Origin of the sequence: Aeromonas sp. ASNIH2 (assembly GCF_002934795.1) — a bacterium.
Taxonomy (GTDB): Bacteria; Pseudomonadota; Gammaproteobacteria; order Enterobacterales; family Aeromonadaceae; genus Aeromonas; species Aeromonas caviae.
The window spans coordinates 4,393,034-4,418,106 of the sequence record NZ_CP026406.1; the positions used below are offsets into that span (position 1 = coordinate 4,393,034).

17 protein-coding genes and 2 pseudogenes are annotated in these 25,073 nt (G+C 60.4%); 10 read left to right on the forward strand and 9 right to left on the reverse strand.

Going from position 1 to position 25,073, the window contains the following annotated elements; translation table 11 throughout:
• Window positions 1-72: 72 nt before the first annotated feature.
• Entirely contained in the window at window positions 73-1,536 is a 1,464-nt protein-coding gene (guaB, locus tag C3F36_RS20940; RefSeq protein ID WP_010674549.1) for an IMP dehydrogenase, read from the forward strand.
• Between the two features lie 84 nt (window positions 1,537-1,620).
• A complete protein-coding gene (gene guaA / locus C3F36_RS20945) occupies window positions 1,621-3,210 on the forward strand; it encodes a glutamine-hydrolyzing GMP synthase (RefSeq protein WP_010674550.1) in 1,590 nt (529 codons plus the stop codon).
• A 490-nt stretch (window positions 3,211-3,700) separates the two neighbouring features.
• Here guaA and C3F36_RS20955 read toward each other — a convergent pair whose 3' ends face one another.
• On the reverse strand, window positions 3,701-4,648 hold the full coding sequence (locus C3F36_RS20955) for an IS30-like element ISAs2 family transposase (RefSeq protein ID WP_104454191.1): 948 nt from the start codon (window positions 4,646-4,648) through the stop codon (window positions 3,701-3,703).
• A gap of 88 nt (window positions 4,649-4,736) precedes the next feature.
• On the opposite strand from C3F36_RS20955, the gene C3F36_RS20960 reads away from it, so the two are divergent.
• Window positions 4,737-5,687, forward strand: coding sequence for an IS1595-like element ISKpn3 family transposase (locus C3F36_RS20960; RefSeq protein WP_043851557.1), 951 nt, complete (start codon window positions 4,737-4,739; stop codon window positions 5,685-5,687).
• A 577-nt stretch (window positions 5,688-6,264) separates the two neighbouring features.
• Here the strand turns inward: C3F36_RS20960 and C3F36_RS20965 are convergent.
• From C3F36_RS20965 to C3F36_RS20980, 4 genes and pseudogenes are all read right to left on the reverse strand, one after another.
• Entirely contained in the window at window positions 6,265-7,575 is a 1,311-nt protein-coding gene (locus C3F36_RS20965; protein WP_104455847.1) for a type II toxin-antitoxin system HipA family toxin, read from the reverse strand.
• Window positions 7,575-7,829 carry a helix-turn-helix domain-containing protein gene (locus C3F36_RS20970; protein WP_005329233.1) on the reverse strand — a complete coding sequence of 85 codons (255 nt, stop codon included), beginning with the start codon at window positions 7,827-7,829 and terminating at the stop codon, window positions 7,575-7,577. Before C3F36_RS20970 ends, C3F36_RS20965 begins: the two co-directional genes overlap by 1 nt.
• A 517-nt stretch (window positions 7,830-8,346) precedes the next feature.
• Window positions 8,347-9,515 (reverse strand): IS3-like element ISAeme20 family transposase gene (locus C3F36_RS20975; protein WP_104455848.1). Its coding sequence is split into 2 segments (ribosomal slippage): window positions 8,347-9,260 and window positions 9,260-9,515, totalling 1,170 coding nucleotides; the frame shifts between segments, so codons are not numbered across the junction.
• A gap of 55 nt (window positions 9,516-9,570) precedes the next feature.
• Window positions 9,571-9,903, reverse strand: a pseudogene (locus C3F36_RS20980) (transposase); the annotation flags it as partial.
• Window positions 9,904-10,052: 149 nt separating this feature from the next.
• Here C3F36_RS20980 and C3F36_RS20990 point away from each other — a divergent pair.
• Window positions 10,053-11,423, forward strand: a pseudogene (locus C3F36_RS20990) (leucine-rich repeat-containing protein kinase family protein).
• A 110-nt stretch (window positions 11,424-11,533) separates the two neighbouring features.
• Window positions 11,534-12,181, forward strand: coding sequence for a thiopurine S-methyltransferase (locus C3F36_RS20995; protein WP_010674558.1), 648 nt, complete (start codon window positions 11,534-11,536; stop codon window positions 12,179-12,181).
• Window positions 12,182-12,466: 285 nt separating this feature from the next.
• On the opposite strand, the gene C3F36_RS21000 is transcribed toward C3F36_RS20995, so the two are convergent.
• Window positions 12,467-15,241, reverse strand: a complete 2,775-nt coding sequence (locus C3F36_RS21000; protein WP_104455849.1) for an insulinase family protein — start codon at window positions 15,239-15,241, stop codon at window positions 12,467-12,469.
• Between the two features lie 162 nt (window positions 15,242-15,403).
• On the opposite strand from C3F36_RS21000, the gene sixA reads away from it, so the two are divergent.
• The 3 genes from sixA to C3F36_RS21015 all read left to right on the forward strand — a co-directional run bounded on the left by sixA (window position 15,404) and on the right by C3F36_RS21015 (window position 17,316).
• Window positions 15,404-15,871, forward strand: a complete 468-nt coding sequence (gene sixA, locus C3F36_RS21005; protein ID WP_010674560.1) for a phosphohistidine phosphatase SixA — start codon at window positions 15,404-15,406, stop codon at window positions 15,869-15,871.
• A gap of 132 nt (window positions 15,872-16,003) precedes the next feature.
• Entirely contained in the window at window positions 16,004-16,210 is a 207-nt protein-coding gene (locus C3F36_RS21010) for a DUF1107 domain-containing protein (protein WP_005324080.1), read from the forward strand.
• A gap of 185 nt (window positions 16,211-16,395) precedes the next feature.
• On the forward strand, window positions 16,396-17,316 hold the full coding sequence (locus C3F36_RS21015) for a DMT family transporter (RefSeq protein WP_104455850.1): 921 nt from the start codon (window positions 16,396-16,398) through the stop codon (window positions 17,314-17,316).
• Window positions 17,317-17,366: 50 nt separating this feature from the next.
• Here C3F36_RS21015 and C3F36_RS21020 read toward each other — a convergent pair whose 3' ends face one another.
• Window positions 17,367-18,983, reverse strand: a complete 1,617-nt coding sequence (locus tag C3F36_RS21020; protein WP_010674562.1) for a peptide ABC transporter substrate-binding protein — start codon at window positions 18,981-18,983, stop codon at window positions 17,367-17,369.
• Window positions 18,984-19,126: 143 nt separating this feature from the next.
• On the opposite strand from C3F36_RS21020, the gene C3F36_RS23450 reads away from it, so the two are divergent.
• Together C3F36_RS23450 and fbp are read left to right on the forward strand one after the other, a co-directional pair.
• The gene (locus tag C3F36_RS23450; RefSeq protein WP_139739434.1) at window positions 19,127-19,369 is read left to right on the forward strand and encodes a hypothetical protein; all 243 of its coding nucleotides are present in this window, start codon (window positions 19,127-19,129) and stop codon (window positions 19,367-19,369) included.
• Window positions 19,357-20,391 carry a class 1 fructose-bisphosphatase gene (gene fbp / locus C3F36_RS21025; RefSeq protein ID WP_029314452.1) on the forward strand — a complete coding sequence of 345 codons (1,035 nt, stop codon included), beginning with the start codon at window positions 19,357-19,359 and terminating at the stop codon, window positions 20,389-20,391. The genes C3F36_RS23450 and fbp overlap by 13 nt, the downstream gene beginning before the upstream one ends.
• 572 nt (window positions 20,392-20,963) lie before the next feature.
• Here the strand turns inward: fbp and mfd are convergent.
• A complete protein-coding gene (gene mfd, locus C3F36_RS21030) occupies window positions 20,964-24,428 on the reverse strand; it encodes a transcription-repair coupling factor (RefSeq protein ID WP_104455851.1) in 3,465 nt (1,154 codons plus the stop codon).
• Between the two features lie 42 nt (window positions 24,429-24,470).
• Entirely contained in the window at window positions 24,471-25,046 is a 576-nt protein-coding gene (locus C3F36_RS21035; protein WP_042863798.1) for a PilZ domain-containing protein, read from the reverse strand.
• Window positions 25,047-25,073: the final 27 nt, after the last annotated feature.

The following is a 25,073-nucleotide window of genomic DNA, read 5'->3' on the forward strand; positions in this document are numbered from 1 at the left end:
CACTGCCCAATGCATGAGTAAAATTTGTCGGCAATATTTTACACCCCCACTCCTCAACGGTGAGATATTGCCATGCTCAGGATTGCCAAAGAAGCGCTGACCTTCGACGATGTACTGTTGGTTCCAGCCCACTCCACTGTTCTCCCCAATACCGCCGACCTGCGTACCAAGCTCACGTCTGCGATCACGCTGAATATTCCGATGATCTCCGCTGCCATGGACACAGTGACCGAAGCCCGTCTGGCTATCGCACTGGCCCAGGAAGGCGGCATCGGCTTCATTCACAAGAACATGTCCATCGAGCAGCAGGCTGCCGAAGTGCGCAAGGTCAAGAAGTACGAGAGCGGCGTGGTCAGCGACCCCGTTACCGTGCGCCCTGACATGACCATCGCCCAGATCAAGGAGCTGAGCCACAAGAACGGTTTCGCCGGTTACCCCGTGGTGACTGACGGCAACCAGCTGGTGGGCATCATCACCGGCCGTGACGTGCGCTTCGTCATCGATCTCTCCCAGACTGTCGAACAGATCATGACCCAGAAAGATCGTCTGGTGACCGTGCGTGAAGGGGCCCCTCGTGAAGAGGTGGTGGCTCTGATGCAAAAGCATCGCATCGAGAAGGTGCTGGTGGTCAACGGCGACTTCAAGCTCAAGGGCATGATCACCGTGAAGGACTTCCAGAAAGCCGAGCGCAAGCCCAACGCCTGTAAAGACGAGCGTGGCCGTCTGCGGGTCGGTGCCGCCGTCGGTGCCGGTGCCGGCAACGAAGAGCGCGTCGCCGCCCTGGTGGAAGCCGGTGTGGACGTGCTGCTGATTGACTCCTCCCACGGCCACTCCCAGGGCGTGCTGGATCGCATCAAGGCGACCCGTGAAGCCTATCCTGACCTGCAGATCATCGGCGGCAACGTCGCCACCGCCGCTGGCGCCAAGGCGCTGGTGGAAGCGGGTGTCAACGCCGTCAAGGTCGGTATCGGCCCGGGCTCCATCTGTACTACCCGTATCGTGACCGGCGTGGGCGTGCCCCAGATCACCGCCATCTCCGACGCCGTCGACGCCCTGGAAGGCACCGGCGTGCCGGTGATTGCCGATGGCGGCATCCGCTTCTCCGGTGACGTGGCCAAGGCCATCGCCGCCGGTGCGAGCTGCGTCATGGTGGGCTCCATGTTCGCCGGCACCGAAGAGGCGCCGGGCGAGATCGAGCTCTACCAGGGCCGCTCCTTCAAGTCCTACCGCGGCATGGGTTCCCTGGGCGCCATGTCCAAGGGCTCAAGCGATCGCTACTTCCAGACCGACAACGCCGCCGACAAGCTGGTGCCGGAAGGGATCGAAGGGCGCGTGCCGTACAAGGGCCGCCTCAAGGAGATCATCCACCAGCAGATGGGCGGCCTGCGCTCCTCCATGGGCCTGACCGGCAGCGCGACCATCGACGACATGCGCACCAAGGCCGAGTTCGTGCGCATCTCGGGCGCCGGGATGAAAGAGTCCCACGTTCACGACGTGACCATTACCAAAGAAGCCCCCAACTACCGGATGGGCTGATAAGACGGGGCCCTGCGCCCCGTTATTCCACCCTTTTTTTATCCCGTGCTTTTTGTGACAACATCAGCCTGATGCAGGAATAAAATGACTAAAGACATTCACGCCCACCGCATCCTTATCCTGGATTTCGGTTCCCAGTACACCCAGCTCATCGCCCGTCGCGTCCGTGAAATCGGCGTCTACTGCGAGCTGTGGGCCTGGGATGTAACCGAAGAGCAGATCCGCGAGTTCAACCCGAGCGGCATCATCCTCTCCGGCGGCCCGGAATCCGTGACCGAGGCGGGCAGCCCGCGCGCCCCCGAGTACGTGTTCAACGCCGGTGTGCCGGTGTTCGGTATCTGCTACGGCATGCAGACCATGTCCGAGCAGCTCGGCGGCAAGGTGCAGTCCTCCAACCTGCGTGAATTCGGCTATGCCCAGGTCGAAGTGCTGGGCCAGTCCGGCAAGACCAGCGCCCTCTTGCGCAACATCGAAGACGCCATTGCCGACAACGGCAATGCCCTGCTGGATGTCTGGATGAGCCACGGCGACAAGGTCACCGAGATCCCCGCCGGCTTCACCACCATCGCCCAGACCGCGACCTGCCCCCATGCCGCCATGGCCGACGAGGCCAAGCGCTTCTACGGCGTGCAGTTCCACCCGGAAGTGACCCACACCCGTCAGGGTGCCCGCATGCTGGAGCACTTCGTCAAGGACATCTGCGGCTGCGAGTGCCTCTGGACCCCGGCCACCATCATCGACGACGCCGTTGCCCGCATCCGCGAGCAGGTGGGTGACGACGAAGTGATCCTGGGCCTCTCCGGCGGCGTGGACTCCTCCGTGGTCGCCATGCTGGTGCACCGCGCCATCGGCGATCGCCTCACCTGCGTCTTCGTCGACAACGGCCTGCTGCGTCTGAATGAAGGCCAGCAGGTGATGGACATGTTCGGCGATCACTTCGGCCTGAACATCATCAAGGTCGACGCCGAAGAGCGCTTCCTCTCCGCTCTCGCAGGTATCGACGAGCCGGAAGCCAAGCGCAAGACCATCGGCCGCGTCTTCGTCGAAGTGTTCGACGACGAGTCCAAGAAGCTCAAGAACGCCAAGTGGCTGGCCCAGGGCACCATCTACCCGGACGTCATCGAATCCGCTGCCAGCAAGACCGGCAAGGCCCACGTCATCAAGTCCCACCACAACGTCGGCGGCCTGCCGGAAGAGATGAAGATGGGGCTGGTGGAGCCGCTGCGCGAGCTGTTCAAAGACGAAGTGCGCCGCGTCGGCCTCGAACTCGGCCTGCCCTACGACATGCTCTACCGTCACCCCTTCCCGGGTCCGGGTCTGGGCGTGCGCGTCCTTGGCGAAGTGAAGAAAGAGTACTGCGATCTGCTGCGCAAGGCTGACGCCATCTTCATCGAAGAGCTGCGCAAGGCCGACCTCTACAACCAGGTCAGCCAGGCGTTCGCCGTCTTCCTGCCGGTGCGCTCCGTCGGCGTCATGGGCGACGGTCGCAAGTACGACTGGGTCATTGCGCTTCGCGCCGTCGAGACCATCGACTTTATGACCGCCCACTGGGCCCACCTGCCGTACGACTTCCTCGGCCACGTGTCGAACCGCATCATCAACGAGATCAACGGCATCTCCCGCGTGGTGTACGACGTCTCCGGCAAGCCGCCCGCAACCATCGAATGGGAATAAGGGTTAATCCCTTTCCCTGCGATCACGCAAAACTGTCAAAAAGGCGCCCTTGAGGCGCCTTTTCTTTTTCCAATCGTTTGCGTTACAAAATCTGGATAAAATAAGGTCCTTGCTTCGAGCACAGGGTTATTTTGATTGACCCGAATTGGTACTCTCTGTCTATAGCTAGGTCGTGCCTCATTATCTCGCTGTCGGGATGAAATAATTAGGAATGATCTCTGGAATCCCTGACATTTAGAGGTATTGCGGATATGAGATTTTTTGCTGATGGCCCGTCCATTCCGGATCTTCTTCTTGAGCGGTGTGATGCTGGCAGAGTGGTATTTCTGTGCGGCGCAGGAGTCTCAATCCCGTCAGGAATGCCTAGTTTTTACAAGTTGACCAAGTATGTTGTTGACTTCTTCGACCCTGCACCAGACTCCGGGATTATGCAGGCTTTCCAGCCATGGATTGATGACCCGCGAATTCAACTTCGAAGTGCGACACTCGCCTATGCCGCCTGACAGTACTCTTCGAATACCTTGACAGGCTGCCTGAATCCGAGACATTTCCGAGGTCGTAGGTTGAGCCACTGCTCCGCTCTCCTGACATCCTCGTCCGTGACCTCTCTCAGGTCTGTTCCCTTTGGGATAAACTGCCTCAACAGCCCATTGCTGTTCTCGTTCAGACCGCGCTCCCACGAAGAGTAAGGGTGCGCAAAGTAAGTCTCGGCACCCAGCGCTTCCTCTATCGCCTTGTGTTCGGCAAACTCGCCGCCGTTGTCAAAGGTGATGGTATGCACCTGCTCGATGTAGGGCGTTAACATCTCGATTATCGCATCCCGCACCACCCCAGCCTGTTTGCTCGCGACCCGCTTGACCAGATAGAGCCGGCTCTTGCGCTCCACCAGGGTGACCAGTGCACCTGTGCCTTGCTTGCCCAGCACCGTGTCCGCCTCCCAATCACCGAGCCGCTCCCGGCTATCGACGATAGCCGGCCGTTCATCAATAGAGCGGGCTTCCTTGATGGGAGAACGCAGGCTGCTCGCCCCCTTGCGGTAGCGCTTGTGGCCCTGGCGCAGATGGCGGTACAACTGGCCACCCCGGGCTTTGTCGGCGGCCACATGGCGGTATATCCACTCGTGACTCACCATGAGGCCTATCTGCTTGCCCACCGCGCTTATCTGCTCCGGGCTCCACCACCAGGCGAGTGTCAGCTCGACAAACTGGATGACATCGGCAGATAGCCGAGATTTGGCCGCACTGGCCCGTCGGTGGGTGGCGTGCTGATGCGCATTGTCTGGCTGGTAGCCCTGCGGCCCGGCGTTACGACGCAGCTCCCGGTAGAGGGTGGAGCGATGAACGCCAATGGCGCGTGCGGTGGCAAGGATGGACATCCCCTGTGCGCGAAGCACCGATAACTGGTATCGTTGCCCCTCGGTCAACTGCTGATAGCTCATGGTGATACTGCTTCCTGATTACCCATGATTAGCAGTCAGTTACCACGAACTATACTGATCTTACGTACAGTTATCGAGGTGCGAGATCATGGCCAAAAGCAAAATCCAATTCCAGAAAGGCTACAGCCTGTTTGAGTTTCTCAAGGACTATGGCACTGAGGCTCAGTGCGAAAACGCGCTGTTCACTTGGCGTTTTCCTAACGGCTTTGTCTGCCCTGAATGTGCCAACAAGACCTGTTGTCGCCTGAGAAGGCGGCCACGTGTGTGGCAATGCAATCACTGCCGTCACCAGATGTCATTGACTGGAAACACGATTTTCGCAAACACCAAGCTCCCACTGACCAAGTGGTTTCTGGCAATGCACCTGTTGTCACAAACCAAAACAGGCTTGTCAGCGATGGAGCTAAAGCGCCAGTTGGGCGTCAAATATGACACCGCCTGGATGCTCAAGCACAAGCTGCTGCAAGCCATGAAAGAGTCCGATGACAAGCAGCCCATCAGCGGCATCATTCAGCTCGATGATGTCTACTGGGGTGGCGAGCGCCGTGGTGGCAAACGGGGTCGGGGCGCGGCAGGCAAGACGCCGTTTGTGGCAGCAGTGGCCCTGAACAAGGAAGGACATCCAATCAAGATGCGGATGACGGTGGTCGATGGTTTCAAAACCAAGTCCGTTGCTGATTGGGCAAAACGGCATATTGCCAGTGGTAGCGCGGTGATATCCGATGGATTGGCCTGTTTCAAAGCGGTCAAGGAGGCCAATTGTGAGCACCTGGGAGTTGTCACCGGGGGCAACCTGGACTGGCTGGATCATCCGGCATTCAACTGGGTAAACACGATGATAGGAAATGTGAAAAACTCGCTGCGGGGCAGTTGCCATACGCTCGGAGCGAAGCATTTACCAAGGCATCTTGCGGAATACTGCTTCCGGTTTAATCATCGTTTTGACCTCAATAGCATGTTGGTAGAATTGGGGCATGCAGTCGTGGCAAGCCCTCCGATGCCATATCGGCTCTTGAAGCTGGCTGAGGGTCATGGGTAATCAGGTACTGCTTTTACTTTGGCGAGCAGAAGGGTACCACCAATCAGCAGTTGGCCACCTCTCGCCATTCATCCATGAGTGTCGCACTTATTATCTGAATTCCCGTACTGCTTTTACTTTGGCGAGCAGAAGGGTACCACCAATCAGCAGTTGGCCACCTCTCGCCATTCATCCATGAGTGTCGCACTTATTATCTGAATTCCCGACCCTCTTGATGAGAAACCAAGCATTAAGACGCCACTGGATCAAATCTTTAATCTTTTGCATCAGGAATATGGCAGAGAGGAAGTGAAACCCACGGCTTAGAAGGCCGTACCTGTTAATATAGTTAAAATGTCATCAGGATACGTCAAGCACCAAATTAATATAGAGCTTTAAAATCAATGCTTTATTGCCATCATGTCGTTCTAGGTTAGCTGAGGAAATTTGATGTTGCCAAAATTGGCTCTTCAGGTTTCTGCATTTTTAGTTGTTTTTTTGATCTAAAATGGATCATTCACTCGCTCGTACGCAAAAAAATGAGCCTCGATAGAGGCTCACCTGGGGCGATGCAAGAGGCATTTGTCACATTGGTTAATTATCGTTTTAAGCGTTGAGCTCTCGAACTGAGTCCACCCAAAATTGAATCTGCAATCTCAGTGGGAAATGTATCAGGCAATTGCTGACGAACGATTGATATTACCTCATCCAGATTATCCGTCAGCTCGCTGATGATTTTTTCCATCTGCACTTGTTCAAAACCAATCGCCTTGGCCGTTTGATAAAAATGGCGAGGAAATATCTGCTCTATCGCGTATTTTTTGCCCTTGGTTGCAGTAAGCCCCATGGCCAACTTGGCATCACGGGGATGTAATCCTTTACCACCAAATGCAGGATACATGGAAAGGATGTCGTAAAACGGTGTAAGCCGGAAACGCCCTTCAGGTTCGATAAACACCGAGAAATTCTTGGCATGGCCATCAGTGGCAGCCAGCAGCCAGAACAACACCTGAGACTTCATAAACAGGTACCGATCCTGCTCCGGCGTGGCCGATCCCAGCAGGGTCGTCATGATGTCAGCAATGCCCGGTCCACCATGGCTCTCGTACTTGCGTGCTGACGGTACATTCAACACCTGGCAGAAGTCCTCTTGGGGCAGGCGCATGATCCAACTGCGATCCGTGGCGTAGCGCCGATCGAAGCGTTCCACCGCCAGAGCCTTGACCTTGCCGACCTGCATGATGAAGCAATGGGGAACCGGAAGACCCAATGCTTTGGCGATCAGGATGCAGAGATATTCGTTTTCTACGCTCTGGGAGAGGTCTATCGAGTAGGAGTGGCTTTCGATCTTGCCAATGGGCAGCTTGATAATGTGGGTGGTTGGGGTCGCTGCATGCGGTAAGCACCAACGGTTGTCGAGGTAGAGTAACGCGGTCTTTTCCTGAGCCCCGGCGATGGATATCCGAAAATCGTCCTCTTCCCTCACCATACCAAGCGGGATCCCTTGCTGGTAGCTGGTCAGGATCTGCTCCAGTTCGGCGTCAGAGAGCGGCTTGCACTCAATGCGCTTAACGTCTGGCACAGGTCTGCCCTGAGCCACCAGTTGCAATGCCCCCACGCTGTCCTGGCCAATGCAACTGAGCAGATCAAAGGGTTGGGTGGAATCGGCTTGATAGCGCGCCACCACCCGGTTTCTTACTTCCGGGTTATCTGGCAGCAGATTATCGAAGAAGTTATAGGCCTCATCGCCCTGGTAGCGCTGCTGGCGTAATGGCATGGAGAGCGAGATGGGGCGGCTGCCTGGCAACTTCACCCACGATTCATCGTACTGAAATTGGTGAGCACCATTGGTCGCCTTGGTAAAGGTACCTACCCGGTATCCGTTCATGTAGACCGTCAGGCTGGCCATTACCACTCCTCCTTCCAGCCAGGCGTGGCGTTTTCCGCAGGATCGGTGCGGGGCCTGATATCGAGGGAGAGTTCCAGTGCGGCGAGGATCTTGAACAAGGTCTCCAGCTTGGTTGACTCGGGATTGAGCTCGAAGCTGGACACCGTGTCCTGCCTGATCCCCACCTTGCCGGCCACTTTGCCTTGGGAGAGCTTTTGCGAAAGCCTGGCATCCTTGAGACAGGCACTAAGTTGCTTGGCGCTGGTTACTTTCATGATTTGACTTACCTGGTAGCGTAATTTCTTTTAATTTACACGCTGTGGCAGGTATATCAATATTTACCTGCTTTAGGCGGTAAATGTTTTTCACACGCTAAAGGCGGTATTTAACCTTGATCCTCAGGTATGGGTGTCGCACTTTCGATTCAAGGGGCCATTAAAACAAGGTGTAACGAGTTTCAGCAGGAGTGCACTGGGGTTGGCGCAACAAAAGCCAAGGCAGCGATGGTGCGTCGGTTGATCGTCTCTGTCAGTGAGTCCATGATTGTTGCGATCGCTTCACGGGAGCTCACAAGTTCGCACCCGCGTTCGCTTCTTTAAATACCTTCTTGAATTGATGAGCACGAAATTTTGCCAATCTAGCCGAGGTTTCTCGGGAAAATTTGCAAATGCAGTGATGGTGTCATACCAAGCAGCCACCTCCATTGAAGATCTAAACTGGACAGGTCCCCAGTGTTATCGAAAACGGGGGGGCGCAACCTGAGGTGTCCTGACAAGATCGGACAGTCCCGGATCAAGCAGCCTGAGCAGTTCTCCAATACCTCTTGTTAAACTCCGCCGGGCTGACATTGCCAAGTCGTGAATGCCGACGCTGGCGGTTGTAAAAAATCTCTATGTATTCCTGAATCGCTGCCTTGGCCTCCGCTCTCGTCTCGAATCTATGGTGGTGAACCAGTTCATTTTTAAGAGACCCCCAGAAGCTTTCTATCGGGGCATTGTCGAAGCAGTTCCCCTTGCGTGACATGGAGGTCTGCATGCCAAATTGTACCTGGAGAGCCCGGTAAGCCTTGGCACAGTACTGACTGCCCCGGTCTGTGTGATGAATAAGCCCAACGGGTGGCCTCTTCTGCTGCACAGCCCGAAACAGCGCCTGACTGACCAACCTGGTGGTCATTCGCTCTCCCATCGCATAACCCACTATCTCACAGGTAAACACATCCTTGAGACCAGCCAGATAAAGCCAGCCTTCGTCGGTGGCGATATAGGTGATATCACCGGTCCAGACTTCGTTGGGCTTCGTCGGCGCAAAGACCTGACCAAGGAGATTCTCCGCCACGGGCAGGGAATGAGCAGAATGGGTTGTCGCCTTGAATTTGCGCTTTTGTTTGCAAGACAACCCCATTTCACGGCGCAATCGTCCAATCCGGTCCCGCCCAGCGTAAAATCCTTCGGCGGCCAACTCAGCTTGTAAACGCGCTGCGCCATAGGTCTGGCGCGTCTTGCTGTGAGCAGCCCGAATGGCGACCTTGAGTCGTTCATCTTCTTGTTGGCGCTGTGACGGTGGACGGTGGCGCCAGTGGTAGAAGCCCGCACGAGAGACCTCCAGCACACGACAGATAACGGAAATGGGATAGAGGTCCTGTTGGTTGGCTATCCACGCGTACTTGGCAGTGACTCCTGAGCAAAGTACGCGGCGGCCTTTTTTATGATGTCGCGCTCCATGTTGGCTTGTGCGAGAGCTTTGCGTAGCCGGGCCACTTCAGCCTCCAGCTCGGCGACAGAACGCGCTCCGGGAATGGCCGATGTATCCTTTCCTCCTTTGGCTGCGACCACCCAGTTGCTCAGTGTGCCTTTGGCAATACCCAACCTTCTGGCGGCTTCAGCTTGGCCAAGGCCTTGCTCCAACACCAGTCGAACCGCCTCTGCCCGAAACTCTGGTGAATAGTGTTCTCTCGATTTCATTCAATACCCCCGATTGTCTCATCGTAACAATCGGGACTGTCTGTGAAAATCAGGATACCTCACGGAAATTCATGATGGTGGTGCGGTCCGGCAAGGCGCTATCCAGGGATAACCGGGCAAACAGACGCATGGAGGCGATTTCGTACAGAGCATCTTCCATCGCGCCATCGCTCAGGTTGTACCAATGCTGCATGCAGTGAATGCGTAGCATGGTTTCCAGCGGATAAGGTCGCCGGCCATTACCAGCCTTGGGGTAAAACGGCTCGATGACTTCCACCATGTTTTGCCATGGCAGAATCTGCTCCATGCGGGACAAGAAAATCTCTTTTCTGGTCTGACGGCGCTTACTGCTGAATTCACTGTCGGCGAAGGTGAGCTGATGACTCATGATGAACCCTTTTTCATGGCTCCAGATGACAAACATGATCTCATATCAGGGACTTGTTCGCACCTTCCCTATAATGCCCCTCCTTTGTGGTCTGGGGGGAGTGCCGGCAGTGAGCCACCGCAAGCCCGAATGTTGATAGAGACGATCCCATGCATACCCTGGAACAGCTTCGCGCAGGCGAACTCTGCGGCGCCCGCCACCTCAAACTTGCTGAAAACCTCGCGGTGTTCCCTCCCGAGATCCTGAGCCTCAAGGAGACCCTGGAGGTGCTGGATCTCACCGGCAACCAGCTGAGCGAGTTGCCTGACGCGCTGGCCGAATGCAAGAAGCTGCGCATCCTCTTCTGCTCTGAGAACAACTTCACCGAACTGCCCGAGGTGCTGGGGCGCTGCCCTGCGCTCACCATGGTGGGCTTCAAGGCCAACCGCATCGCGACCGTCCCGGCCACCTCCCTGCCCGCCAGATTGCGCTGGCTGATCCTGACCGACAATGCCATTGAACGACTGCCGGACGAGCTGGGGCAGTGCGACGCCCTGCAAAAGCTGATGCTCTCGGGCAACCGGCTCGCTGGGCTTCCCGAGACGCTTGCCGGTTGCCACCGTTTGGAGCTTTTGCGCATCGCCGCCAACCGGCTCGAGGCGCTTCCAGAGTGGCTGCTCTCCCTGCCGCGCCTGTCCTGACCGGCCTTCGCGGGCAACCCTTTCTGTGATGAGCAGGCGTGTCTGAACGGCACATCGGTGTTCACTACCGAGATCCCCTGGCAGGCGCTCTCACTGGGGGATGTGCTCGGGGAGGGAGCATCCGGCGTCATCTATCGCGCCGAGTGGGAGAGGGCTGAAGGGCCCTGGGCGGTGGCGGTCAAGCTCTTCAAGGGGGCCGTCACCAGCGATGGCTTGCCCCTGAGCGAGATGGGGGCGTCCCTGGCCGCCGGTCGCCATCCAAACCTGGTCGGGGTGATGGGGCGGGTGAGCGATCATCCCTCCGGCATCCCGGCACTGGTGATGCCCCTGATAGACCCCGCCTTCGCCGCCCTGGCGAGGCCCCCGAGCCTGGACTCCTGCACCCGGGATGTCTATGGGACGGATCTGAACTTCACTCCGGCCCAGGTGATGGCCATGGTGCAGGGGGTGGCTGCGGCCGCCCGACACCTGCACGAGCGGGGCATCCTCCACGGCGATCTCTACGCACACAACCTGCTGTACTCCTTGCAGCCCGCGATGCCTCACTCGGCGCAGGAGGCGCCGGGCCGGGTGCTGCTCGGGGACTTTGGTGCCGCCTCCTGTTACGACCGCGCCGATGAGGTGCTGGCCGGGCGGCTGGAGCGCCTGGAAGTGCGGGCCTTTGGCTGCCTGCTGGCCGAGCTGCTGGCGCGCTGTAATGGGGGCGACGCCGACCTTGACCCCCTTCATCGACTGGCCAGAGAGTGCGGCTTTGAGGTGCCTTCCCGGCGACCCACCTTCGCGCAGATCCTGACCCGGCTGGCAGCGATGGCGACAAGCCTGCCTGGGGTCGTGGCCTGAGGCCTGCCCATCGTGGGCGTTCTCTTGCACAGGGGCGGGATCATGGGGCTTGCGCCACTTCGGTGAAGTTGTGATAGTGATGCACCATTGCAGATGACGAGAGGAAGATGATGGAAGCGGCATTTTGGCACCAGAAGTGGAAAGAGAACCGGATTGGCTTTCATCAGGCAGATTTCAACCGCTGGCTGCAATCCTGGTGGTCGGCCCAGCAAGGGAGCGACCCCGTGCTGGTGCCCCTTTGCGGCAAGTCCCGGGACATGCTCTGGCTGCGTGAGCAGGGGCATCCGGTGGATGGCTTCGAGCTCTCCGAGCTCGCCATTACCCAGTTTTTTGACGAGAACAACCTGAGTGCAGAGAGAAGCGAGGTGGGTCCCTATCAGTGCCACCGGCACGAGGATCTGCGCATCTATCAGGGGGACTTCTTCGCCGCTCCGGAGCTTGGTCAGCGTTATCGCCTGGTCTATGACAGGGCGGCCCTCATCGCCTTGCCGGGCGCCATGCGCCGCCAGTATGCCGCCCTGATGAGCCGCCTGGTGGAGGCGGGAGGGCAGGTGTTGCTGGTGACCCTCGAGTATCAGCCCGAGCAGCAGCTACAGCCGCCGTTCTCGGTGGGGGAGATGGAGGTGCGCACCCTGTTTGAGCGCGACTTTGGTGTCGAGGTGCTGGGCCGGGGGGCTGAGCTGGATCACCCCAGGGTGCTCTCGGGGCAGCTCTCCTATTTCGACGAGGTGGCTTACCGGCTTATCCGCCGGGGCTGAGGAGGGCGCGAGGCCGCTGCCAACGAGGGAAGTGGCGCTTGTTTTACCTCCTTTGACATAGATCAACGTGGAAAATCAGGGAAATGCCTAAGATGAGGCTGTTTCTCAATCACTGCTGGTGCCGACCGATGAGCTCTGGTTTGAACGCCGGTCGAACATCAACCCAGTGTCTGATTTTCACGCTCATGTTCACTTTTGGCGGCTCTGGTCGCAATTGATTATGGTTTTTCCAGCCGACCCCACAGGGTCGGCTTTTTATTGCCTGCGCGTTGCCAACAGGGGAGGTCAGCCTTCGAAGGTGGCGGCGTTGAGCCGAAATGCCCGTGGATCGTCGACAAACTGGCCGGTGATCCGCTCGTCATGTTCGTGCCCCTGACCATAGCTGCAGAGGATCAGCCGATCGGAGGTGCGCGATCGCAGCTGGGTGATAAAGCGCACCAGATCGGCGCGGCTCAACTTGCCCACCTCGTCGCAGACCCGTTCCCGCTGATCAAACCCCAGATCCTTGTTGCCGATGCTGACCCAGAGCCGCTGGCCGCGACTGCGCAGGTTGGCATCCCGCTCGCTCAACTGGGCTTGCAGCCCCGCCTTGCTCTCTTGCCACTGTTGCTCGGTAAATTCGAGCATGGCGAGCGGGAAGAGGTCGATAAACTCCTCCACCGCATCGAGCAGGATCTGCGGTCCCGCCACCGGCGACTGGATATAGAAGATCAGCCCCGGATGGCGATTGAGAGGCAGGTTGCCGGCGCCCACCACATACCCCAGTTGCTGGCGGGTGCGCAGCTCGTGAAAGAAGGTAGAGGACATGATGTGGTTCGCCAGGGTAAAGCAGGCGAGATCCCGCGCCCGGGTGGTGCGGGACTGGTAGTAGACCAGCAGCGCCGAGTCCTCGTGATCGCACCCCTGCTCGCGAATGAGGGTGCCTCTGTCCTGGATGGAGATGAGGGGGCGGCGGGTCTCGGCGCTGGGCTGGCTGTTGGCACCGAGGTGGCGCTCCAGCAGGGCCGCGAGTTCGAGGGCCTCGGCGGCCGTCCAGTCTCCGTGTACCAGGGCCTCCAGATGCACCCTGGCAAAGAGCTCGGAGACGAAGCCGGGCATCTCCCCGAGTTCGACGGTGCGCAGGTGGCGCAACAGCTGCTCGAAGGGCGGGTTGTTGGGTTGCAGCAAACTGGTGAGCTGGTTGAACAACTGGGAGATGGGGCGGGTCTTGGACTGGTTCTCCCAGTTGCGGATAAGCTGCTCCTTGATCTCGCTAAAGCGGGCCGGATCCGGATACCCCAGGGTGCGGTTGCCGAGGATCATGTCGAGCAGCAGCGGTTGCTTGTCGGCAAAGCCGCTGAGGTTGATGGTAAAGCCCCCCTGATGGGCATAAATCTGGTAGCCAAGGCCCGCGAGCTCCGCTGGGTAGGTGAGGGCGTTGAGGTGATCCGTGAGCAGTTCCACGGCCAGACGCGCCATGGCGATGTGACGCGGGCTCTTGACCGCATGTTCGCTGTCGACGGAGATATAAAGGCTGCCCTTGGGCACGCTGAACTGATGCTCATGCAGGTGCCAGAGCCGGAAACCGGGCCTGTCGATGAGGCAGGACGGCATGTCGGCGGGCAGCGCCGGCAGACGGGCGTCGAGGCGGGTGCTGATGAAGGGGTTGGGCGCCGGCAGGTGCAGGGCGGGATCCGGTTCACTCTGCTGCCAGCGGATCTTCTCGGCCTCGCTGATGCTCTGGACGCTGTAGGGTGTCTGGTACCAGCGGGCGAGGCGATCCGTGCTCGCTTCCGGGGCCTGGATGGTCACCCGCAGGTTGTGGGGCGTCAGCTTGGCGAGGAAGCGCCGGATCAGCGGCTCATCGAACTCGCGCATCATGTAGTCGCCGTAGAGCAGATCGTCCGGCCCGTAGCTGAACAGGTTGAGCACGAGGCCGGAGACGGTGTCGAGGGCCCGGCCCCGCTCCTGGAAGCGGAAGGCGGATTCCAGCACGCTGCGCTTCTCCTCATAGCGCCAGGCCTGCACCCCGCCCCGCTCGATGAGCTTCAGATAGCCAAATAGGGCGGCGATGATCTCGTCTACATGCTCAAGCCCAAGGGGGGTGAGGCCAAAGCTCACGCCAAAGTCCTTGAAGTTGGCGCCGCTGATGCCGCCGCCGGCGGCGAGCTGATTGACCCAGCCCCGCCCCTTGAGCAGGGAGAGCAGGCTGCCTTCCCCCTCATAGCCGATGAGGTGGCTCAGGAAGGTGAGGGGTTTTTTGTCGTAATACTCATCCACGCACGGCAGCGGGAAGGTCAGCGCCAGCTTGCGGGTCTCCTTGACCGGGGTCAGCTGGATGCGAATGCCGAGATCATCGAGCCGATAGAGAGGATGGCTCAGTACCTGAGGGCCGAGGCGGCGATCCGGAATGGCACCAAAGAAGCGATCACACCAGGCCAGCTGGGTCTCGATGGGTGCCGGTGAAAGCATGACCAGCGCCATGCGATCCGCACTGTAGTGGGTTTCGTAGAACGCAATGAGATCCGAACGCAGATCCCGGCCGGGGAGATCCGCCAGGGTGTCGAGGTTGCCCACCGAGAATTTGGAGAAGGGGTGGTCCGGATTGACCGTCTCCTTGTGCACCTGGTAGCTGCGGCGCACGTCGTCCTGCAGCTTGAGGCGGTACTCGGAGTCCACCGCGTTGCGCTCCTTGTCGACCCACTCCGGTGCAAAGGTGGGGCAGATGAAGAACTGGGAGAACCGGTCGAGCCCCGCCTCGAAGAAGCCGTTGTCGATGTCGAAGAAGAAGTTGGTGAACTCGGTACCGGTCCAGGCGTTGTTGCTGCCCCCGTGACGGCTCATGAATTGCTGGTACTCACCGGGTTTGGGGTAGGTGCGGGTACCGAGAAACAGCATATGCTCGAGGAAATGGGCCATGCCCTGGCGATCGGCAGGATCGTCGAAGTGGCCGGTATTCACCGCCAGGGAGGCGGCGGATTTGTCGGTCTCGGGATCACAGATCAGCAAGACCCTGAGCCGGTTTGCCAGCTCCAGATAGTGATACCGCCGATGGTCATTGGGACTGGCATATGGGCTCATTGGGGAGGGGCTCGCGGTGAATTTATTTGAATTTAAACATGATTATCGACCCCGCTATCTTGCGAGGCAAACCCTTTTCTGAGAGGTGGCGCAATTGTTTCCCCCGGCATGGCGGGGTAAGATCCCCGCGCTATTTAAACAGGCCCCCTGGGCGAGGTTGTAATGAAAATCTACATCATGCGTCATGGCCAGGCTGGCATGAACGCAAAGACTGATGAACAGCGTCCACTGACCGAGCAAGGCATCGAAGAGTCCATCCACATGGCGGGCTGGCTGGCTCCCCAATTGGCAGGCTCCCTGAACCTGGTGATCCACAGCAACTATCTGCGTGCCAGACAGACCTGGCAGGCCATCGCCCCCGTGTTGCCCAAGGCCCTCAAGGTCGAGGAGAGCGGCGACATCACCCCCTACGGGGATCCGGCTTTCGTGGCAAGCTACCTCACGGAGCTGGCGGCGGAGCATGACAACATCCTGATGGTCAGCCACCTGCCGCTGGTGGGGTATCTGGTCCAGAGTCTCTGCCCGGCGGCAGGGGCCCCCATGTTCGCGACGTCCGGGCTGGCCTGCATCGAATGGCAAGATGGCAAAGGAGTCTTGCTCTGGCTGGAAGGACCGCATACAATACGGTAAAAGTTAATAATAAGTTACATTTTGGTTTTTTGGGAAGAGGGAGTCGATTTTTCCGGTTTTTTATATAAATTTAACGGAATTATTTCGCATAAGCTGCTGTCATACGGATACAACTTCAAGAGGTTGCAAACGATGAGAGTGTTCAAGAAGTACCTGCCACTGATGGTGGCAAAACATGTCAAAACCTTCTTCAAGGGGCGGATTTACATCCACGGCAGGGGGCGCTTCGATTTCCAGTCGGGCTTGCTGATGATGCCATTGCAAGCCGACATTCCCCATCGCCAGACGGTGCTCGAGGTCAATGAACTGATTTCAAGGCTCCACATGGATGCCGCCTGAGGCGCCTCAGGCTGACCTTGGTCCCCCTCATGCCCGCCCCTGTGCGGGCATGATTGTTGATGGCGCCTGGGCGCGGCGCCAACCGTTCGCGTCATGGCGCTTCTTCCTGCGTTGGCAGGCTTGCTTATCCTGATTGCCTCTCTATACTCGCGCGCAATACCCGCCTTTTTATTCTGGATATCGCAATGCCCCTTGCCTTCCTGTTTCCCTTCTCCTGCATGGCCATCTGGGCCGGCAATGGCATCGTCAGCAAGCTGGCGGTCGGGGTGTTGTCTCCTGCGGCGCTCGCCTGGTCGCGCTGGATGGTGGCGGCCCTGGTGCTGACCCCGTTTCTGGCTCACCGGGCCTGGCGCGAGCGCCGCAAGCTGCGGGCCGGTTTCTCGAAGCTGGCGGTGCTGGCCCTGCTCGGGATGGTCTTGAACCAGACCTTTGGCTATTACGCGGCCCAGACCCTAGGGGCCACCGAGATTGGCCTGATGATGGGACTGACCCCCTTGATGACGGTGCTGCTCAGCATCAGGTTGCTGCGCGAGCGGCCCACCTGGGGGGCGCTGCTGGGAGGCGCCATCTCCATTCTGGGGCTGGCGATTTTGTTGGGGCAGGGGGATCCGGCCCGGCTGCTGACCCAGGGCATCCATATCGGTTCCGTCTACATGCTGCTCTCGGCGGCCACCTATGCGCTCTACAGCGTGCTGCTCAAGCGCTGGGATCTGGGGCTGGACAACTGGTCCATGCTCTACGGTCAGGTGCTGTGCAGCCTCCTGTTCCTCACCCCCTTCTATCTGCTGGTGGACGGGCACTGGCCCGATGGCAGCGCCCTCTGGCTCATCCTCTATGCGGGGATCCCGACCTCGGCCCTCTCGCCCTGGCTCTGGATGCAGGGCATTGCCCTGCTCGGGGCAAGCCGCACCGCCATCTTCATGAACCTGTTGCCGGTGATGACGGCCGCCCTTGCCATCAGCTGGCTCGGGGAGCGGCTCACCAGCTATCACCTCATCGGTGGCGGCATGACCCTGATGGGGGTGCTGCTGGCGCAGTTGCTGGTGAGGCCCGTGACGGTGCGAAGACGCGCCCGGCTCGCGGTGGCGGGCTGTCAGGAAAAGTAGGATAAAAAAAGACCGCCCTCGAGGCGGTCTTTTTGGTTCGGTGCCCAGCGTCACTGCGCCGTCAGATAGAGATCCTTGGCATAGACCAGGTCTTGCGGGTTCTGGTAGGGGTAGCCCTTGACGTTGGGTTTGAGCAGCCGTGATTTCACGTAGAAGTAGACAGGAGCGATGGGGGCCTCCTCGTCGATCAGCACCTCGGCCTGCTGATAGAGGCGGTTGCGCTCGGCGGGGTCCTTGGCGTCATGGGCCTTGGCCAGGAGGGCGTCGTACTCCTTGTTGAACCACTTGCCGCTGTTGGCGCTGCTGCTGGAGGTCATGATGTCGAGGAAGGTGGAGGCATCGTTGTAGTCTCCGTTCCAGGAGTAGCGGCTCACCCCGAAGTCACCCTCGTTCAGGGCCGACACCATGGTCTTCCACTCCATGTTGTTGAGCTCCGCCTTGACCCCCAGGTTGTGCTTCCACATGGAGGAGATGGCGAGCGCTATCTTCTTGTGCCCCTCGTTGGTGTTGTAGAGGATGTCCACCGTCAGCGGCTTGTCAGGGCCGTAACCCGCCTCGCCAAGCAGCGCCTTGGCCTGCTTGATGCGCTCTTCCTTGCTCATCAGCTCGCTGGCGGGGCGTTTGAGCTCGAAGCCGTCCACGCTCGGCGGGGTCAGGCTGAAGGCGGAGAGCTGCCCCTGTCCCAGGATCTTCTCCGTGATGGTGTCCCGGTCGATGGCAAGGGAGAGTGCCTTGCGCACCCTGACGTCGTCAAAGGGTTTGCGCTGGGTGTTGAACACGTAGTAGTAGGTGGCGAGCATGGGGGCGCTCACCAGCTCCTCCGGGCTCTGGCGCTTGATCTGCTGATACTGCTCCAGGGGATAGGTGGTGTAGTGCAGCTCGCTCGCACGATAGCGGTTGTAGGCAGCGGTATCGGAGACGATCTCCAGATAGATCACCTTGTTGAGCACGGTGTGCTCGTTGTCCCAGTAGTGGGGGTTGCGCTCGGCGATGAGGCGCTCGTTCGGGGTCCACTCCTTGAGGGCGAAGGCGCCGTTGGAGACGATGTTGGCCGGTTTGACCCACTCATGACCGAACTTCTCGATGGTGGCCTTGGGCGCCGGGAAGGTGGTGTAGTGGGAGAGGGTCTTGAGGAAGAAGGGGACCGGGTTTTTCAGGGTGATCTGCAGGGTGTAGTCATCGAGCGCCTTGATACCCAGGGCATCCGGACTCTGCTTGCCCTGCACCACGTCGCTGGCATTGGCGACGCCGGTCAGCTCGATGAACCAGGCGTAGTTGGAGGCGTTCTTGGGGTCCGCCGCCCGCTGCCAGCCATAGACGTAGTCCGCCGCCGTCACCGGCTCGCCGTTGGACCATTTGGCATCGGGTCTGAGCTTGAAGGTGTAGACGGTGCCCGTGGCATCGAGCTCGTAGCCAAGGGCGCCCGCCGCCTGCAGCTTGCCGTTGCCATCCAGGGTATAGAGCCCCTCGAACAGATCGTTGACGACGTCGCTGCCCGCGCTCTCTTCCACCATCTGGGGATCGATGGAGGCAGGCTCGGTGCCGATGTTGCGCACGAACACTTGCTGGGCGGCTGGCAGAAGCTGGGTGCCTTCAGGCACCTGGGCGGCGAGGACGGGGAGGGTGAGCAGAGCGGCAACCGCCCCGGCGATAAGCGACTTTTTCATTGAATATCCTTATGTTTTTTTGCTTCCAAAGCGCAGCCAGTGTGCGGGATTGGGGGGGAGATCTCAAGAGGGGCGCCTCTGGCACAACATTGCCGGGCGCCAGGGGGAGCAGGGCGGGCAGCCGCGTCGGCCCGGATGCATTCTTGTCACGAATTAACCCCCCAAAAGATGCCGGATGGCACCCTTGTTTCACGGCGAAAGCCCGTGGTGGCGCGGCTTTCTGGCGATTTAAAGAACGGCTTAATTCGCTGCAAAAACAAAAAACAGGCGTTACATTGGGTTACAAAACAACGCTGCCGGGGATCGGCACTTTTTTTGCCGACACTTGCAAACGTTTTCAACGGCCAACGGAAACGATCTTAAAGGAACAAGAATGCGAAACATGATCACCATGGGCGAGTTCATCGTCAAAAAGCAGGCGGACTACCCGACCGCGACCGGCGAGCTGACCTCCTTGCTCAGCTCCATCCGCCTGGCCGCCAAGGTGGTGAACCGGGAGATCAACAAGGCGGGGCTGGCGGACATCATCGGTTCCATCGGCGCCGAAAACGTGCAGGGCGAGGTGCAGCAGAAGCTGGACGTCTATGCCAACGAGCGCTTCAAGGCGGCGCTGGAGGCCCGTGGCGAGGTGTGCGGCATGGCCTCTGAGGAGGAGGAGGACTTCGTCTCCTTCGATTCCGAGCTCTCTCGTCACTCCAAGTACGTGGTGCTGATAGACCCCCTCGACGGCTCCTCCAACATCGACGTCAACGTCTCGGTCGGGACCATCTTCTCCATCTACCGCCGGGTCAGCAAACCGGGCGCCGGGGTCACTCTGGAGGACTTCCTGCAGCCGGGTCACCGTCAGGTCGCGGCGGGCTACGTGGTCTACGGCTCCTCCACCATGCTGGTCTACACCACCGGCTTTGGGGTCAACGGCTTCACCTATGACCCCTCCATCGGCTGCTTCTGCCTCTCCCACGAGAACATCCGCATTCCGGAGGAGGGCAAGATCTACTCCATCAACGAGGGCAACTACATCAAGTTCCCGGACGGGGTGAAGAAGTACCTCAAATACTGCCAGGAGCGTGACGAGGCGACTCACAGGCCCTATACCTCCCGCTACATCGGCTCCCTGGTGTCGGATTTCCACCGCAACCTGCTCAAGGGGGGCATCTACATCTACCCGTCCGGCACCAACTCCCCGAACGGCAAGCTGCGCCTGCTCTATGAGTGCAACCCCATGGCCTTCCTGGTGGAGCAGGCCGGTGGCAAGGCGTCCGATGGCTTTGGCCGCATCATGGACATCCAGCCTACCGCTCTGCACCAGCGCACCCCCTACTTCGTCGGGTCCACCAGGATGGTGGAGCGGGCCGAGGCCTTCATGCGGGAGTTCTCCGCCCACGAGGATCCGGCCAACCAGGGCTAAGCCCGGGCCAGCATCCCTTCGTCACGGGAGCCGTCAAGGCTCCCGTTTTTATTGGCGTGCTGGCGGGTTGAACCAGGTTGATATGCTGGCGGACTGGATTGGACTGGACTGGACTGACGGACTGACGGACTGACGGACTGACGGACTGACGGACTGACGGACTGACGGACTGACGGACTGACGGACTGACGGACTGACGGACTGACTCGACGCCTCGGCGGTCGCGGTGCAATGGCTGGTGGCCCCCTTGCCGGAATACCGGGTCTGGATACGTGGGCGGGATAAATACGGCACGGGCCATCTGCGGGGCGATCGAGGCGCGTTGACCCCGTTTTTTGCCCACGATCATCCCCACATCCATCTGTTTTTCAGATGGGTGATGACTCAATGTATCGCATCAGTGGATGGATTTGGCGGTAAAATGGTGCTGCCAGGAGGGCGAACCAAGGCATCGGGAGGCAAGAAGGCGGGCCGGGGGCGAGATGCCGCCCCTTGCCAGCAACGAAACGGGAGCCCTGGAGCTCCCGTTGTTGTAGGCGGCAGGTCGCGCCCTGCTGACGTCATGCTTCCCCTCAGGGGGTGGCATGGCGGGCGAGATCCGCCAGCAGGCCGTCCACCAGTTTGAGGCGCATGGCCCTGTCCTGGGTTGGCACCTGGAAGCGCAGCCGGGTCGGTCCGTCCATCTTGTAGATGCGCGGCTGCTCCGAGAGCAGCTTGACCAGATAGGCCGGGTTGACGCGGGTTTCCTGGGTAAAGTCCAGATAGCCGCCGCGCTCGCTCATCTCCACCCGGCGAATCCCCAGCGCCGTGGCGCGCTGGCGGAAGGCGGCCAGCTCCATCAGCGTCTTGGTCGGCTCCGGCAAGAGGCCGAAGCGATCGATGAGCTCCACTTTGAGCTCCCGCAGCTCCTGCTCATCGGCGGCACTGGCGATGCGCTTGTACATGGAGAGGCGCATGTTGACGTCCGGGATGTAGTCGTCCGGGAGCAAGGCGGGCAGGCGCAGCTCCACCTCGGTATGCTGGCTCATGAGCTGCTCCAGCGACGGCTCCTTGCCATGTTTGAGCGCCTCCACCGCCTGCTCCAGCATCTCCATGTAGAGGGTGAAGCCCACCGATTCGATCTGGCCGCTCTGATCGTCGCCCAGCAGCTCGCCCGCGCCCCGGATCTCCAGATCGTGGGTGGCGAGCGCAAAGCCGGCACCGAGATCTTCGAGGGACGCGATGGCCTCCAGCCGCTTGGCCGCATCCTTGGTCATCAGCTTGGGATGGGGGGTGAGCAGGTAGGCATAGGCCTGGTGGTGGGAGCGACCGACCCGGCCCCGCAGCTGGTGCAGTTGGGCCAATCCCAAGTGATCCGCCCGGTCCATGATGATGGTGTTGGCGCTCGGCACGTCGATGCCGGTCTCGATGATGGTGGTGCACACCAGCAGGTTGAAGCGCTGGTGGTAGAAGTCCGACATCACCCGCTCGAGCTCCCGCTCGCGCATCTGGCCGTGGGCGATGCCGATGCGCGCTTCCGGCACCAGCTCGGCAAGATCGGCGGCGCACTTCTCGATGCTCTCCACGTCGTTGTGCAGGTAGTAGACCTGGCCGCCACGCTTCAATTCCCGCAGTACCGCCTCGCGTACCACCGCCGGCTCGTGCTGGCGCACGAAGGTCTTGATGGCGAGCCGCTTGGCGGGCGGGGTGGCGATGATGGAGAGATCCCGCATGCCGGACATGGCCATGTTGAGGGTGCGGGGAATGGGGGTCGCGGTGAGGGTGAGGATATCCACGTCGGCGCGCAGCGCCTTGATCTTCTCCTTCTGGCGCACCCCGAAGCGGTGCTCCTCGTCGACGATGAGCAGGCCCAGATCCTTGAAGGTGAGCTCGGCGCCGAGCAGCTTGTGGGTGCCGATGATGATGTCCACCTTGCCCTCGGCCATCTCCTTCATCACGGCGCTCTGCTCCTTGGCGGAGCGGAAGCGGCTCAGCACCTCCACCCGCACCGGCCAGTTGGCGAATCGGTCGCGGAAGTTGTCGTAGTGCTGCTGGGCCAGGAGGGTGGTGGGCACCAGCACGGCCACCTGCTTGCCGCCGTGCACGGCCACAAACGCCGCCCGCATCGCCACTTCTGTCTTGCCAAAGCCCACGTCGCCGCACACCAGGCGGTCCATGCTCTTGGCCTGGCACATGTCGCCGAGCACAGCGTTGATGGCATTGAGCTGATCCTCGGTCTCCTCGAACGGGAAGCTCGCGGCAAACTGGCGGTAGGCCTCCCGGTCGTGTTTGAAGGCAAAGCCGTGGCGGGCTGCCCGCATGGCATAGACATCCAGCAGCTCGGCCGCCACGTCCCGCACCTTCTCGGCCGCCTTGCGCCGCGCCTTGACCCAGGCCTCGCCGCCGAGCTTGTGGCTGGGCGGGTTGTCGGAGCCGGTGTAGCGGCTGATCAGGTGCAAACTGGTGACCGGCACGAACAGCTTGTCGCCGCCGGCGTATTCCAGGGTCAGAAACTCGGTGGGCAGGCCGCCTGCGTCTATGGTCTCGAGCCCCAGGTAGCGACCGACCCCGTGATCCAGGTGCACCACCGGCTGGCCCTGGGTCAGCTCGCCCAGGTTGCGGATCACCGCATCCGAGCTCAGGTTCTTGCTCTTGTCCCGCTGGCGCTTGCTGCGGATCTTGCCGCCGAGCAGCTCGGCTTCGGTGATGAGGGCAAGGGGCGTCTGGCCGGGCTCTTGCAGCAGGAAGCCCCGCTCCAGGGGACAGACCAGCAGCCCGTGGCGCGCATCGCTCGAGAGGAAGGCGTCGAGGGAGGCAAACTCCCGGGGTTGCAGGTTGATCCGTGCGAGCAGATCCCCGAGCCCCTCGCGCCGCCCCTCGGACTCCACCGCAAACAGGGTGCGCCCGGCAAAGCCTTGCAGGAAGCCGTCAAGGGCCAGCAGGGGTTGCTCCTTGCTGTGGTCGAGCTGCAGATCCGGCAGGGGGGCGAGGGGCAGATCGTGCTGACCCGCTCCGCCGTCAACGGTCGCCTCCTGCAGCCGCACGGCGCCATAGTCCCCGAGGGCGGCGAAGAGCTGCTCCACCGGCAGATAGATCTGCTGGGGCGGCAGCAGGGGACGGGTGTTGTCCCAGCGCCTGTCTTCATAGCGCTGGCCGATGTCGTTCCAGAAGCGCTGGGCCGCGGGGTAGATCTCCCCCACGGTGAGCAGCAGGGTGTTGCCTGGCAGGTAGTCAAACAGGCTGGCGGTCTGGTTGAAGAAGAGCGGCAGGTAGTATTCGATGCCGGCGGGCCAGCGCCCCTTGCTCACCTCCTGATAGACGGAGCCCTCGGCGCGGGAGATCTCGAACTGTTCGCGATACTGGCCACGAAACAGCTCGATGGCCCCCTCGTCGGTGGGAAATTCCCGTGCGGGCAGGAGGCTCACCGACTTCACCGGCTCGCTGGAGCGCTGGGTCTCGGGGTCGAACGGGCGGATGGAGTCCACCTCGTCGTCGAAAAAATCAATGCGATAGGGGCGGCTGCTCCCCATGGGGAAGAGATCCAGCAGGGAGCCGCGGGCGGCGAATTCGCCGTGCTCCAGCACCTGTTCCACCGCCACGTAGCCCGCCTGCGCCAGACGCCCGCGCAGCTGCTGCAGATTGAGGCGCTGGCCGCTTGTGACCATCAGGCTGTATTTGTCGAGATAAGCCTGGGGCGCCGTGCGCAGCATCAGGGTGGAGATGGGCACGATGAGCACGCCGTGGCGCATCTGCGGCAACTGGTAGAGGGTCTCGAGGCGCTGGGAGATGATGTCCTGGTGGGGAGAGAAGCTGTCGTAGGGCAGGGTCTCCCAGTCCGGGAACAGCAGCACCGGGCAATCCTGATCCGCCAGCAGGAACCCCAGTTCCTGTTCAAGGCGCAGGGCGCTCGGGGTATCGGCGGTGACCAGCAGGACGGGTCTTCGGGCTTCCCGGGTGAGGCGGGCGGCAACCAGAGCCAGGCTGCTGCCGACCAGCTGGCCGAACGTTGTCTTCTGGCCCGCTTTGGCGGGCAAGGCGGGGAGGGTCATTGGCATCATCGGAGTCTTTTACTGTTGGCGTTCTTTTGACATGGACCTGGGTTAGCGCTGACGTTCCTGGGCACGCAGCTTGAGCTGTTTCGACTGCACATGCAGGCTGGCGCGCACCAGCAGCTCCCGGTCATCCTCGCGGATGCGCACGTAGTCGAGCACCACGTGGGTGCCGTGCTCTCCAGCGTCCCGCTGCACGACCTCGCCGTAGCAGTAGACGGCGGAGGCCTCTTCCCGCAGGAAGATCTTGAGCCGCACGATCTGGTGCAGGGCGGGGGCCTCCCCGTGCCCCTGGTGGGGGTGCAGGTAGGTGAGCTGCCCGGCGCCAAAGCGCAGGGTGTGGAAGCGGTGCTCGGGGTGATCCTGGGCCGCCAGCACATAGCCCATGATCATGTCGATCTTGCGGGACTGCTGGTTGATGATCTCCACCAGATCGTGCATGGACTCGTTCTGGCTGCGCAGCAACCGGCTGCTCACCAGATCGATGGAGGTGATGGCGGAGGCGATGCGAAACGGCTCGGGCAACTCGGCCTCCAGGGCCTCCAGCGTCGGCAGACGAAAGTCGGCCGGCATGGGGATCACATTGACCGGCGTGGCATGGGTGACGCTGAAGAACTGTTCCTGCATGGAGGCTATCCCTTGTTGTCATAGACG

Coding starts and splice junctions, on each gene's coding strand:
- guaB (WP_010674549.1), top strand. CDS start 73: ATGCTCAGGATTGCCAAAGAAGCGCTGACCTTCGACGATGTACTGTTG.
- guaA (WP_010674550.1), top strand. CDS start 1,621: ATGACTAAAGACATTCACGCCCACCGCATCCTTATCCTGGATTTCGGT.
- C3F36_RS20955 (WP_104454191.1), bottom strand. CDS start 4,648: ATGAGCTATCAGCAGTTGACCGAGGGGCAACGATACCAGTTATCGGTG.
- C3F36_RS20960 (WP_043851557.1), top strand. CDS start 4,737: ATGGCCAAAAGCAAAATCCAATTCCAGAAAGGCTACAGCCTGTTTGAG.
- C3F36_RS20965 (WP_104455847.1), bottom strand. CDS start 7,575: ATGGCCAGCCTGACGGTCTACATGAACGGATACCGGGTAGGTACCTTT.
- C3F36_RS20970 (WP_005329233.1), bottom strand. CDS start 7,829: ATGAAAGTAACCAGCGCCAAGCAACTTAGTGCCTGTCTCAAGGATGCC.
- C3F36_RS20995 (WP_010674558.1), top strand. CDS start 11,534: ATGGAAGCGGCATTTTGGCACCAGAAGTGGAAAGAGAACCGGATTGGC.
- C3F36_RS21000 (WP_104455849.1), bottom strand. CDS start 15,241: ATGAGCCCATATGCCAGTCCCAATGACCATCGGCGGTATCACTATCTG.
- sixA (WP_010674560.1), top strand. CDS start 15,404: ATGAAAATCTACATCATGCGTCATGGCCAGGCTGGCATGAACGCAAAG.
- C3F36_RS21010 (WP_005324080.1), top strand. CDS start 16,004: ATGAGAGTGTTCAAGAAGTACCTGCCACTGATGGTGGCAAAACATGTC.
- C3F36_RS21015 (WP_104455850.1), top strand. CDS start 16,396: ATGCCCCTTGCCTTCCTGTTTCCCTTCTCCTGCATGGCCATCTGGGCC.
- C3F36_RS21020 (WP_010674562.1), bottom strand. CDS start 18,983: ATGAAAAAGTCGCTTATCGCCGGGGCGGTTGCCGCTCTGCTCACCCTC.
- fbp (WP_029314452.1), top strand. CDS start 19,357: ATGCGAAACATGATCACCATGGGCGAGTTCATCGTCAAAAAGCAGGCG.
- mfd (WP_104455851.1), bottom strand. CDS start 24,428: ATGATGCCAATGACCCTCCCCGCCTTGCCCGCCAAAGCGGGCCAGAAG.
- C3F36_RS21035 (WP_042863798.1), bottom strand. CDS start 25,046: ATGCAGGAACAGTTCTTCAGCGTCACCCATGCCACGCCGGTCAATGTG.